Here is a 13,495-nt window from a genome sequence, read left to right on the forward strand (position 1 = left end):
GGGGTCTCACAATATGGATTTGTGTAGACGGATTGAGAAAAAGCTAATATCAATAACTTTTCAATGGTCCCTGAAAAAAACAACGCCGGTTTTGTTGAAAAATAAAATGTCTATCCGGGTAGGGGCATGGATTTCTTCTGTGAATTCTTACCTGCAATCAAACGTCTCCTATTATTGTGCATTGATGACTCTCTCGACCCTGCGGGAATTGGCAGTGTTTGTTGCAACGGCTGCCGCTATGGAAGGTGAAAATGAGCGAATTGCGCAAAAAATTCTTTACCGCGCCTCTTTTAAAAATTATTAAACGGGTACTTCCGCCAATTTCTGAAACAGAAAGGGAGGCGATGGAAGCGGGTGAGGTTTGGTGGGACGCTGAGTTATTGTCAGGTAAACCACATTGGGATCAATTGTTGGGGATGGGTCCACCTGCGCTCAATGAAGAGGAGCAGGCTTTCCTGGAGGGGCCAGTCGAAGAGCTGTGCCGAATGATCAACGATTGGCAAATTAGCTATGTGGATCGCAATATTCCGGAGCATGTTTGGGATTTCCTTCGGAAAAATCGCTTTTTTGGCATTATTATTCCCAAGAAATATGGCGGCCTTGGCTTTTCCCCGACAGCTCATGCGGAGATAGTGACCAAAATTACCACCCGCAGTACTTGTGTGGGTGTCACAGTAATGGTGCCTAACTCATTGGGCCCGGGAGAGCTGCTACTGGCTCACGGTACGCAAGAGCAAAAGGACTACTATTTGCCACGTCTGGCAGATGGCACTGATATTCCCTGCTTTGCGCTGACCAGTCCGGAGGCCGGATCTGATGCGGCATCCATGATTGACCGTGGCGTAGTCTGTTACGGCGAATATCAAGGCGAAAAGGTCCTTGGTATGCGTGTTGATTGGCACAAGCGCTATATCACCTTGGGCCCGATAGCCACGGTGTTAGGATTGGCCTTCAAGCTCTATGACCCGGACCATATTCTCGGTGATGAAGAAGAGCTGGGTATTACGGTTGCCCTGGTGCCCACAGATACACCGGGCGTTTCCATTGGTCAGAGGCATCTCCCAGCGCTGCAAGCATTTCAGAACGGGCCCAACTGGGGAAAAGATGTTTTTATGCCCATGGATTGGATTATTGGCGGCGAGGAGAATGTCGGCAAAGGTTGGGAGATGCTGATGAGTGCCCTTGCCGCAGGCCGAGGAATTTCTCTGCCATCCCTATCTACCGGTGGGGCAAAAATGGCCGCGCGCATGACCGGCGCTTACGCCCGGGTTCGAGAGCAATTTAATGTGCCTGTTGGCCGCTTTGAAGGCGTGCAACGCCGCTTGGCTGAAATTGCTTCTATTGCATTTGTATTGGATAGCGCCCATAAAACGACTACCCGCGCCCTGGATGAGGGGCGGAAGCCAGCGGTGATCACCGCGATTATGAAAGCCAATGCTACTTGTGGTCTACGCCAGGCCATTATTGATGCAATGGATATTCATGCGGGTAAGGCCATTATGGATGGTCCATTAAATTACCTGGGTAATGTTTATCGAGCGATACCGGTAGCAATTACGGTAGAGGGGGCCAACCTTCTCACTCGCAGCTTGATGATCTTTGGCCAGGGTGCAATTCGCTGCCACCCCTATATTTTGAAGGAAATGTTGGCGGCAGAAAATCCAGACCATGAAGCGGGATTGGATGAATTGGATAAGTTGCTGCCCAAGCATATGTGGTTTCAATTCAAAACCCTCTGCCGGGGTATTTTTCACGGCTGGACGGTGGGCTTGTTTGCCAGCAGCCCTCGCAACGTAGGGCACGCTGCCAAGTACTATCGGCAATTGAATCGGTATTCGGCGGTGCTATCTCTGGTTACTGAATTTTCCTTGATGACCCTGGGGGGAGAACTCAAGCGAAAAGAATTGATTTCTTCCCGATTGGGTGATGTCTTGAGTCAGCTGTATCTGCTCAGCTGCACCCTGAAGCGCTTTCATGATGATGGCAACCCTAAGGATGACCTCCCTCTGCTGGAATTTTCCATGCGAGACGGGTTGCATAAGATCGAAGTCAACTTGTTGGAGGTGTTTCAAAATTTCCCCCGGCCATTTATTGGCCAGGTAATGCACTTCCTCACCATGCCTTGGGGTCACAGTGTCCACACCGCATCGGATCGGCAAGCCAAGGCCTGTGCGGAATTACTGTTGACGCCGTCGGCGACTCGCGACCGGCTGACCAGTGGGGTTTTTCTCGGAACTCCCGGGGATGGAGTGGATATTGTTGAGCAGGCGTTTGATCGGGTATGCGCTTCCGAGCGGGCTCGAGAAAAATTAAAAAAAGGCGGTATTCGCAACCTGAGCAGGGATAGCGTGGAAGAAGGGTTAAAGAAAAATCTAATCAGCGATGAAGAGGCTGAGATACTCTACGATGCAGCGGATGCTGTGGAGAAGGCAATTCAGGTGGATCACTTTGAGCACTTGGGTGGGTGTGCGGGCACAGTCCAATAGGGTTTGAGGAAAGCTACCTCCGATGGAATCTGCGCACAACAATTCTCCAGAGAGCTTTACCAGTGCTGAGGAGTGTGTCGATAAGCTCTTAGAAGTTGTCGGCAAGAAAATTGTTCTGGCATTACCGCTGGGGCTTGGTAAGGCAAACCACTTCGCCAATACACTATACGCTCGAGCGGCAGAAGATCATACGATTTCACTGACCATATTTACGGCCCTGACGCTGGAGCGCCCCCGTGGGGATAGTGATATTTCCCGGCGCTTTATCCAGCCACTTCTGGATACCCATTACAGTCAATACCAAGACCTTGCTTATGTTCCCGCGAGGAGGAAAGGGCACCTGCCAGGTAATATCCAGGTTATTGAATTCTTTATGGAGCCCGGTTCGCTGCTCGGCAACAACTATGCGCAGCAACACTACGTGAGTGCAAATTATACCCAGGTACCCGGTGAGCTGATCAGTCGGGGGGTTAACGTTATTGCGCAAATGGTGGCGCCTTCAGAGTGTGGAGGTAAGTTCAGTTTAAGTTGCAACCCAGACCTGACACTGCCTGTTCTAAAGCTGGCTGCTCAGCGCAAGGACTACCCCCTGTTTTTATTGGGTGAAGTAAATACACAGCTGCCCTATATCCATGGAAGCAGTGAGCTACCGGCCAGTGCTTTTGACTTTTTGCTGAAAGGCGAAACTTTTGATACGCCGCTGTTTGCGGCTCCGGCCCTGCCGGTAACCTTTACCGAATACAGCATCGCCTACCATATCGCCAGTCTGGTTGAAGATGGGGGAACCCTTCAAGTAGGTATCGGCGCCCTGGGAGATGCGGTTTGCCATGTACTGCGCTTGAGGCATAAGGAAAACGCCCTCTTTTGCCGGATTCTGGATGACTTGGTGGAAGAGGATGCTAAGCGCTACCGAGAGGAACTGCCTCTATGTACTGGCACCTTTAAGCGGGGCCTTTATGGGGCCAGTGAAATGGTGCCCCACGGTTTTCTCCATCTGCGCAGAGCCGGAGTTCTGACCCGTAGAGTCTACGCTGATGCGACAATTCAACATCTGCTCGATAGCGATCAAATTACTGATACTGTGCAGGAAGAAACGCTGCTGGCATTAAAGAATGCTGGCCGTATCAGTTGCCCTTTAACCGTGGCAGATACAGATTTTTTACAGCAGCTTGGCATTGTGGACCCCAGCTACAGTTGGCGGGGCCATAAGTTGCTGACTCCTGATGGTGAAGAAGAGGAGTGTGACCTTCACAGCGAACATGGGCGCCGCCGTCTAATTGGTAGTTGCCTGAATAAAAAGATCGCTGGGGGGGTCTGGTTACATGGCGGCTTCTATCTGGGGCCGGAACTTATGTATCGAGAGTTGCGGGATCTGGACCCTAGGGAGGGTGCAGGTCTCGATATGATTGACATCAGTTTTACCAATGACCTCCAATCCCAAAGAGACCTAAAGCTGGCGCAGCGACAGCATGCGCGCTTTGTAAATTCGGCCATGATGGTGACACTTGGAGGGGCGGTTGTCTCGGATGCCTTGGTGGATAACCACGTGGTGAGTGGGGTGGGGGGGCAATATAACTTTGTCGCCCAGGCTTGGGACTTGCCAGGGGCCCGATCCATTATTGCACTCCCCAGTGTGCGAATGCGCGATGGAATCTGCGAGAGTAATATTGTGTGGGAATATCCTCACACGACCATTCCCCGGCATTTGCGCGATGTGGTTGTGACGGAATATGGCGCGGTCGATTTGCGTGGTAAAACAGACCGGGATGTAATGGTGGCCATGCTCAGTATCTGTGATACCCGCTTTCAAGCTGTATTGCTAGAGCAGGCCAAGCACGCGGGGAAGATAGAAAAAAGCTTTTCGATTCCCGAGAATTTTAATAAAAACACACCTGAACACCTCGCCAGTGTATTCAATGACGAAAAATGCCTGGCGGAACTGCCTCACTATCCACTGGGTACTGATTTCTCTGATGAGGAAGCCCTGCTAGCGGTAGCCCTACAGCACTTGCGCTCCGCCGATAAAAGTTGGTGGAAAGTGTTGGCCAATATTTTTAAAGGTCGTCGGGTCTGGCACGATAAATCCTCAAGTGCCGACTATATCCAACGCTGCTTACAGCGAATGGGGTACGATCATACAGAGACCTATGAGCACAGGCTGGAAGCCTATATCGTTGCTGCCGCGTTACATGAGTATATCGACCAGCGCAGGCCTCTGCGCCGGGAGTAAATAAAAATTAGTGAAGCTTGCCCTGGGCCTGGATGGCGGTGAGGGCAATGGTATACACAATATCATCCACGAGTGCGCCCCGTGATAGGTCGTTAACCGGCTTGCGCAATCCCTGCAACATTGGCCCAATACTCACTAAGTCAGCGCTGCGTTGAACGGCTTTGTAGGTAGTGTTGCCGGTATTCAGGTCGGGAAAGATAAAAACTGTGGCCCTGCCGGCCACGGGACTGTGCGGGGCTTTTTGGGCAGCGACATTGCGGATTAAGGCGGCATCGTATTGAAGGGGGCCATCAATAATTAGCTGCGGTCTCTTCTGTTTGGCCAGCTGGGTGGCCTCGCGGACTTTATCGACATCGCTGCCGCTACCGGATGTGCCGGTGGAGTAACTGATCATTGCGACTCGGGGTTCTATACCAAATGCCGCTGCGGAATCTGCTGATTGAATGGCTATAGCGGCGAGTTGCTGTGCATCGGGATCGGGATTGATCGCGCAATCTCCGTAGACCAGTACCTGTTCAGGTAGCAGCATAAAAAATATCGAGGAAACCAGCTCTTCATCCGGGGCGGTTTTGATTAGTTGCAGGGCGGGCCGAATGGTATTGGCTGTTGTGTGAATAGCTCCGGACACCAGTCCATCCACTTCACCCAATGCCAACATCATGGTTCCGAGAACCACATTATCCTGTAGCTGCTCGAGTGCCACTACTTGAGTAAGTCCCTTGTTTTTACGCAGGGCAACCATGGGTTCCACATAGTGTGCCCTCACCGCCTTGGGATCGACAATTTCCAACTTTTTATTGAGCTTTAACCCCTGCTGCTCAGCAATTTTGAAAATATCTTTTTCTTCGCCCAGTAAAACCGGGTGTGCAATCTCTCTCTCCAGGCAGAGCTGGGCGGCGCGAATGGTGCGGGGTTCGGTTCCTTCGGGTAGGACAATCCGTATAGTGCGGCGCCGGGCCAGTTCCGTGAGGTGGTAGCGGAATGCCGGGGGTGAAAGGCGTTTGGGGATTTCACTTTGTTGGCTCAGTGATTCCACCCACTCCTCATCCAGGCGACTGGCGAAAAATTCCTGCACCCGGTCCACGCGATTTCTGTCATCTGATGGGGTGCGCAAATTAAAAGTCTGCAGTGACATCACCGTGTGCCAGGTATTGGAAGGCACCAGTAAAATGGGTAGGCCTGTTTCCATGGCCGGGGTGCACAGCTTCAAAATGGCTTTGTCCAAATGGTAGCCGCCGGTTAATAGCAGGCATCCAATTTTGACTCCATTCATAACGGCCAAACATGCGCCCACAACCACATCGGGCCTATCGGCAGAAGTTACCAGCATGGCCCCGGGCTTAAATCTTCTCAACATATTGGGCAGTGAGCGGGAGCAGAAAGTGACGGTATGCAACCTGCGTGTTTCCAGCTCTCCTTTATTGAGTACCTTTGCATTAAAGTGCCGCGCCAGGTCGAGTGCACGGGGGGAGAGCAGTTCTGCATTCCAGGGAATAAAACCGACAATACGCAGTGGAATCTGCTTTGAAAGTATCTCAGGGGTCAGGCTAGGGGGGCTTTCTTTGCTAGATTCCAGTTGTGAATGCAGTCCAATTAAATGAGCTCCGGGAGTATCCATAATTTCCGCTGGCAGACCCACTTTATTGATGATGCAGCCCACTACGCGCTTTGCATCCTCGCCGCCATAAAGACGAACGGCAAATTCCAGTCTCTCGCGAAGTTGCTTGATTGAATCGCTGGCACCGGGAGATGGACAGGCGACGAGTACCACTTCCGCATCAAGGGTTTTGGCAATTTGATAATTCAGTTGGTTAGTCACGGGGTTGTCGCGGCTGGGTAGCACGCCTTCGATCACGTTAACCTCAGCCTTCGCCGAGATTCGTCTGAAACGGGCGAGAATCTCTTCCAGTAAATCCGCCATTTTCCCGGTAGATACCATCGAGTCCGCATATTCGGCACTCAGTGAGCTAGGGATGGCTAGGTTGGATGTTTGTCGCAAGATTTCAGTGGTGCGCTCTATAGTGCCGTCTGGGGGTGGGGGTTCGGCAACAGGTTTAAAAAATTGAAGCTCAATACTTTTTCGGTCTAGCGCCCGAATTAAACCCAGGCTCACGGAGGTGATGCCGGCTCCCGCTTCCAGGGGAACCAGCATTAGGGTTCTGGCATTGCTGTGTCGCAGCATGTTTAAGACTGCACCAAGCGCGATGTATCCCGGGCAATAATCCAGTCTTCCTTAGTGGGGATTACCAGGATGTTGGGAGTTTCCTGCGCAGAGATTAACCCCTCTACTTGCGACTTGGTTTTCTGATTGGCTTCGGGGTTGAGTTGGTAGCCTAAGGGCTTGAGCCATTCGATGGTCCGGCTTCGCACCCCGGAGGAGTTCTCCCCGATACCGCCTGTGAATACCAAAGCATCGACGCTACCCAAGGGGATGGTGTAAGCAGCAATATATTTGGCCAGGCGGTAACAGAATATTTCCAGGGCGAGTTTGGCTCCCTGATGATCTTTCTCGGCAGCTTGCTCCAGTGCGCGGCAATCACTGCTCAGGGTGGATATGCCCAACATACCGCTTTCTCTATTTAGCAGCTGCTCAAGTGAGGCTTGGGTATATCCCAGCGATTGCTGTAAGTAGAGGAGTATTCCCGGGTCCAGATCACCGCAGCGACTCCCCATTACCAGTCCTTCAAGAGGTGTAAGCCCCATGCTTGTATCTACACTGCGCCCCTGTTTGATGGCGCAAATAGAGGCGCCGCCACCAAGGTGAGCAGCAATAATATTGAGTTCAGCCGTCTGTTTTCCCAGTAGTTCGGCGCACCGCTCGCCAATGTACTGATAGCTACTGCCATGCATGCCATAGCGGCGGATCTTGTGCTCTTCGTACAGTGGGTAGGGGAGCCCGTATAGATACGCATACTTCGGCATTTGCTGATGAAAGGCGGTATCAAAAACGGCGACTTGGGGGAGTTGGGGGAATGCATCGAGGGCGGCGTAGATCCCCTTGAGAGCAGCGGGGTTATGCAAGGGGGCTAAGTCACAGCACTCTTCGATACAGGCCATCACCTTCTGATTGATCAGAACGGAGCTGGAGAAATGCTCGCCGCCATGGACGACTCGGTGACCTATCGCTTTTAACCCGTCCTGTAACTCTGACCAGGCTCGGTCAAACTGTGTTACCAGCTCATTAATTACCGCCGCGTGGTCGCTATCCAGCGCGAGCCGATGGGAGTCTTCTGTTCCTTGATAGTGCCACTTCAGTTTGGCTTTGGGGGTGCCAAGGGCTTCCGCGATACCAGCAAGATGTTCTGCACCCGAATCTGGGTCCAGCACCGAAAACTTCACTGACGAGCTGCCGCAATTGAATATCAGAATTAAATTTTGATCGCTCATGATGCGCGAATTTCAACGAGGGTGCTTTAAGGCTAGCCGAGGAGTTGTCTTTGCGAGGGAAAGAACCGGAGTAGTTCAGTTTCGGAATAAAAAAGGGCCGCAGTAGCGGCCCAAGTAATAAAAATTGCAGAGATCAAAGCATAGGCAAACTTGCGGTGCTTTGAGATGAACCCAATAGGTTCAAAAAAAGAGGCGGCAAGTGCCGCCTCAAATTTACTGAAACCGTACCGGTCGATTAACCGAACTGGTTCATGGTGTTGTCTTTACCGCCAGCCTTCAGGGCAGCGTCACCAGCAAAGTATTCTTTGTGGTCGTCGCCAATGTCGGAGCCAGCCATGTTCTGGTGCTTAACGCAGGCGATGCTCTGGCGGATTTCTTTGCGCTGTACGCCTTTCACATAGCCCAGCATACCTTGCTCACCGAAGTACTCTTTGGCCAGGTTGTCGGTAGACAGGGCCGCAGTGTGGTAAGTCGGCAGAGTGATCAGGTGGTGGAAGATACCAGCTTCGCGAGCCGCGTCGGCCTGGAAGGTACGGATCTTCTCGTCGGCTGCTGCAGACAGCTCAGAGTCGTCGTACTCGGCGCTCATCAGGTTGGCGCGGTCGTATGCGGATACGTCTTTACCTTCTTCGGACCAAGCATCGAATACCTGCTGACGGAAGTTCAGGGTCCAGTTGAAGGACGGGCTGTTGTTGTAAACCAGCTTCGCATCGGGAACGACTTTGCGGATTTCGTCCATCATGCCGCCGATCTGGCGAACGTGAGGCTTCTCGGTTTCGATCCAGATCAGGTCTGCACCGTTCTGCAAAGAGGTGATGCTGTCCAGGATGCAGCGCGCTTCGCCAGTGCCCTTGCGGAACTGGAACAGGTTGGAAGCCAGACGCTTAGGACGCAGCAGCTTGCCTTCGCGATTGATGATTACGTCGCCGTTGGCCAGCTCGGAAGCATCGATTTCTTCGCAATCCAGGAAGGAGTTGTACTGGTCACCCAGGTCACCCGGTTTATTGGTTACAGCTATTTGCTTGGTCAGGCCAGCGCCCAGGGAGTCGGTACGGGCAACGATAACACCATTGTCTACGCCCAGTTCCAGGAACGCGTAGCGAACTGCGCGGATCTTGGCCAGGAAGTCTTCGTGAGGAACGGTTACTTTACCGTCCTGGTGACCACACTGCTTCTCGTCAGAAACCTGGTTTTCGATTTGGATACAGCAAGCACCCGCTTCGATCATTTTCTTGGCCAGCAGGTAAGTTGCTTCGGCGTTACCAAAACCTGCATCGATGTCGGCGATGATCGGTACAATGTGAGTCTTGTGGTTGTCGATCTTGTCCTGGGCAGCTTTCTCAGCTTCTTTATCGCCAGCTTCGCGAGCGGCGTCCACTTCGCGGAACAGGTCGTTCAGTTCGCGGGCATCAGCCTGGCGCAGGAAGGTGTAGAGCTCTTCGATCAGAGCAGCTACGGAAGTTTTTTCGTGCATGGACTGGTCGGGCAGAGGACCGAATTCGCTGCGCAGAGCGGCAACCATCCAGCCGGACAGGTACAGGTAGCGGCGGTCGGTATTGCCTTCGAAGTGCTTCTTAATAGAAATCATCTTCTGCTGACCGATGAAGCCGTGCCAGCAACCCAGTGACTGGGTGTACTTGGACGTGTCCTTGTCGTAGTTTTCCATGTCGGCGCGCATGATATCAGCGGTGTACTTGGCGATATCCAGGCCGTGCTTGAATTTGTTCTGGGCACGCATACGGGCAACAGATTCGGGATCGATGGCGTCCCAGGAGCTGCCATGGCTTTCACGGAGCTTTGCTACCGCGTCGATGTCTTGAGTGTAAGTGGACATGACTGTAAATCCTTAAACGGTGACTGCGATTAGGTGTTGAGTATCTTAGGAGGAGTGGCATAATTTGCCTAATTTATTGATTTTATTTTCACTATCGATTTGGCGAATAGATGTATGCAACTGGAAAGAGCTGACCTGAACCTGCTGGTTTACCTCGATGTGCTGCTGCGCGAACGCAATGTGACCCGTGCAGCCAATTACCTGGGACTGTCCCAGCCGGCCATGAGTAATGGCTTGAAGCGCCTGCGGGAACTGTTTGACGATCCGTTGCTGGTGCGCACCCGTGAGGGCATGATGCCCACGGAAAGGGCTTTGGAATTGCAGCCGATGGTGCGTGAAGCACTCTCATCCATTGATCGGGTTATCCAGCCAAATCGGGATTTTGACCCCGCCAATACCCGCCGCACCTTCCGCATCATGGCCAGTGATTACGCCGAGTCCACCCTGATACCGCCGCTGTTAAAGCAGCTTCGGGATGACGCCCCAGGTATCAGCCTGGATATCATGACGCCCAGTGATGTGAGCTTTGTGGATGTAGAGCAGGGCAAAGTGGATATGGTGATCAACCGCTTTGACAGCATGCCGCAGAGCTTTCACCAGGCCACCGTATGGCGCGACAGCTTCTCCTGTGTGATGCGCGCCGATAACCCGATACTCCGGGATTACAATCTGCAGAGTTATCTGGAAGCCCAGCATATCTGGGTGAGCAAGACCGGTATGGGGGTGGGTGTCGGAGTTAACCCGGAAGATGTACAGCGCTTGGGCTGGGTGGATGAGGCCATAGGTCGTTTGGGAGAGAAGCGGGATATCTCCGTTTTCACCCGTCACTACCAGGTAGCTATGCTGCTGGCTGAACAGAGCGATCTGATCGTAACGGTGCCCACTCGCCTGGCTCAATTGGCCAGTGATAATCCCCGCGTGGTGAGGCGTGACCCGCCCCTGGATATTCCCAATTTGGAGTTGAAAATGGCTTGGAGCCCGCTGTTGCAACAGAGCGCCCCGCACCGCTGGCTGCGCCGTTTAATACTCGATATTGGCCGCGCTTTGTAACGATGTTGCCGGTGGGCGCTGTGTCTGCGCGGTTCTGTCCGGGCAAACACACATCAACTGCTTTGTCATAAAAATTCGATCTATGAATAGTGGGAATTGTGTCTATAAATTAGCGGTATGTGGAAATGGCTGTTTAGAATGCCGCTATTCCAACAATCTGATGAGAGGCCCTGGGTATGACGGAACGAGTCCAAATCGGCGATCTGCAAATCGCACCAGAACTTTACAACCTGGTTTGCGAGGAGGTGATTCCAGGAACTGGAGTTAGCGCCGAAGCTTTCTGGGCCAAATTGGAATCTATTGTCCACGATCTGGCCCCGGTAAATCGCGCCTTGCTGGAAAAACGCGATGAACTGCAGGAGACCCTGGATCGCTGGCACACGGACAACCCCGAGGGTTTCCGCGATCTGGAAGGCTACCAGACTTTCCTGCGAGAGATCGGCTACCTCGCCGACGAGCCTGCTGAATTCAGTGCAACTACCGAAAATGTCGATGAAGAGATCGCCATCCTGGCGGGACCTCAGCTGGTTGTGCCGGTAATGAACGCACGCTACGCCCTCAATGCGGCAAACGCGCGCTGGGGCAGCCTTTACGACGCACTCTACGGTACAGATGTGATCAGTGAAGAGGGTGGCGCGGAAAAAGGTACGGAATACAACCCGGTTCGCGGCGCTAAAGTGATCGAATATGCACGCAACTTCCTCGATCAGTCGGCTCCGCTTACCTGCGGTAGTCACGCTGAGGCGGTGCAATACCGCATCAATGGCTCACTGCTGGAAGTGGTACAGGCCAATGGCGACATTGCCACCTTAAAAGATGCCAAGCAGTTTGTTGGTTATTTGGGTGACAGCGAAGAGCCTTCCAGCATCCTGCTGAAGCAGCACGGTTTGCACTTTGAGATCCAGGTGGATCGCGAGAGCCCCATCGGCAAAACCGATGATGCCGGTGTTAAAGATGTGCTAATGGAATCCGCGCTGACCACCATTATGGATTGCGAGGATTCGGTAGCGGCTGTCGATGCTGAAGATAAGGTAGTGGTTTACCGCAACTGGCTCGGTCTGATGAAAGGCGACCTGAAGGAAACCATTAGCAAAGGCGGTAAGTCCTTTGAGCGCAAGCTCAATGCAGATCGTGAGTACACCTCCCCGAATGGCAACCAGGTTACCTTACCGGGGCGCAGCCTGATGTTTGTGCGCAACGTCGGCCACCTGATGACCAACGATGCAGTGTTGTTCGGCGATGGCCAGGAAATCCCCGAAGGGATTCTCGACGGCATGATCACCAGTTTGATCGCTTTGCATGACCTTCGTGGTGAGAGCCCGATCAAGAATTCCCGTGAAGGCAGCATCTATATCGTAAAACCAAAGATGCACGGCCCGGAGGAAGTGGCTTTCGCCAATACTCTGTTTAACCGAATCGAAGATGCGCTCGATCTGCCCCGTTACACAGTAAAAATGGGCATTATGGACGAAGAGCGTCGCACTACTGTGAACCTCAAAGCCTGTATTGCCGAAGCGAAAGAGCGTGTAGTCTTTATTAATACTGGCTTTCTGGATCGCACCGGTGACGAGATCCATACTTCCATGCTTGCGGGCCCCATGATTCGCAAGGGTGATATGAAGCAATCCACATGGATTAACGCCTACGAAGAATGGAATGTGGATGTTGGCCTGAACAGCGGCCTGAAGGGCAGGGCGCAAATAGGTAAAGGCATGTGGCCAATTCCAGACCAGATGTCAGCCATGATGCACGCTAAGTTGGCCCACCCAATGGCCGGTGCCAATACGGCGTGGGTACCGTCGCCCACGGCTGCTACCTTGCACGCCTTGCACTACCACAAAGTGGATGTGAATCGCCGCCAGGAAGAGATTCAACATCGCCATCACGCCAAGCTGGAAGATATTCTGACTGTTCCGGTAGCGGCTGAAACCAACTGGAGTGCTAAAGATATCCAGCTTGAGTTGGACAACAATGCCCAAGGTATTCTCGGCTATGTAGTGCGCTGGGTAGAGCAGGGCGTGGGTTGCTCCAAGGTGCCGGATATCAATGATGTCGGCCTGATGGAAGACCGTGCAACCCTGAGAATTTCCTCTCAGCATATCGCCAACTGGCTCAAGCACGGTATCGTTAGCGAAAAGCAAGTGCGTGAAACCATGGAGCGTATGGCTGCTGTGGTAGATCGCCAGAATGCCGGCGACTCCAATTATAACGATATGGCACCGAACTTTGATAAGAGCGTTGCCTTCCAGGCTGCTTGTGAGCTGGTATTCGAAGGTTGTGCCCAGCCGAATGGTTATACCGAGCCAGTTCTGCACCGCCGCAGACGCGAGTTTAAAGCTCTAAATGCATAATTGCCGAGCTAGTTGAGTTCGAGAAGGCCCCATTTGGGGCCTTTTTTTATTTTGGGGTATCTGCATCAGCTATTAATCAGTATTAGCTTTATTACTCTGCGCTAATCCAGAATGCCGCAGGCAATTTTATTAGGTCTCTTCTGACTCTTAAGTTGTA

Annotated in this window: 8 protein-coding genes; 5 read left to right on the forward strand and 3 right to left on the reverse strand. The window is 52.6% G+C overall.

Annotated features, from left to right (window positions below):
• The first annotated feature begins 13 nt into the window (after window positions 1-13).
• From ACJJIE_RS04170 to ACJJIE_RS04180, 3 genes are read left to right on the forward strand one after another with little or no spacing between them, the layout of a single operon-like run.
• A complete protein-coding gene (locus ACJJIE_RS04170; RefSeq protein WP_444893654.1) occupies window positions 14-304 on the forward strand; it encodes a hypothetical protein in 291 nt (96 codons plus the stop codon).
• Window positions 252-2,486 (forward strand): acyl-CoA dehydrogenase, encoded by a 2,235-nt coding sequence (locus tag ACJJIE_RS04175; RefSeq protein WP_444893655.1) that lies wholly within the window; start codon window positions 252-254, stop codon window positions 2,484-2,486. The genes ACJJIE_RS04170 and ACJJIE_RS04175 overlap by 53 nt, the downstream gene beginning before the upstream one ends.
• A gap of 22 nt (window positions 2,487-2,508) precedes the next feature.
• The gene (locus tag ACJJIE_RS04180) at window positions 2,509-4,716 is read left to right on the forward strand and encodes an acetyl-CoA hydrolase/transferase C-terminal domain-containing protein (RefSeq protein ID WP_444893656.1); all 2,208 of its coding nucleotides are present in this window, start codon (window positions 2,509-2,511) and stop codon (window positions 4,714-4,716) included.
• Window positions 4,717-4,723: 7 nt separating this feature from the next.
• On the opposite strand, the gene pta is transcribed toward ACJJIE_RS04180, so the two are convergent.
• The 3 genes from pta to ACJJIE_RS04195 all read right to left on the reverse strand — a co-directional run bounded on the left by pta (window position 4,724) and on the right by ACJJIE_RS04195 (window position 9,937).
• Window positions 4,724-6,898 carry a phosphate acetyltransferase gene (gene pta / locus ACJJIE_RS04185; RefSeq protein WP_444893657.1) on the reverse strand — a complete coding sequence of 725 codons (2,175 nt, stop codon included), beginning with the start codon at window positions 6,896-6,898 and terminating at the stop codon, window positions 4,724-4,726.
• 2 nt (window positions 6,899-6,900) lie between these two features.
• A complete protein-coding gene (locus ACJJIE_RS04190; protein WP_444893658.1) occupies window positions 6,901-8,103 on the reverse strand; it encodes an acetate/propionate family kinase in 1,203 nt (400 codons plus the stop codon).
• A 235-nt stretch (window positions 8,104-8,338) separates the two neighbouring features.
• Entirely contained in the window at window positions 8,339-9,937 is a 1,599-nt protein-coding gene (locus ACJJIE_RS04195) for an isocitrate lyase (protein ID WP_282932507.1), read from the reverse strand.
• Window positions 9,938-10,051: 114 nt separating this feature from the next.
• Here ACJJIE_RS04195 and ACJJIE_RS04200 point away from each other — a divergent pair, with 114 nt between their 5' ends.
• Both ACJJIE_RS04200 and ACJJIE_RS04205 read left to right on the forward strand, forming a co-directional pair.
• Window positions 10,052-10,987 (forward strand): LysR family transcriptional regulator, encoded by a 936-nt coding sequence (locus tag ACJJIE_RS04200; RefSeq protein WP_108733532.1) that lies wholly within the window; start codon window positions 10,052-10,054, stop codon window positions 10,985-10,987.
• Between the two features lie 176 nt (window positions 10,988-11,163).
• On the forward strand, window positions 11,164-13,338 hold the full coding sequence (locus ACJJIE_RS04205; protein WP_282932508.1) for a malate synthase G: 2,175 nt from the start codon (window positions 11,164-11,166) through the stop codon (window positions 13,336-13,338).
• Window positions 13,339-13,495: the final 157 nt, after the last annotated feature.

Source organism: Microbulbifer maximicatervae (SeqCode) (genome assembly GCF_052467325.1).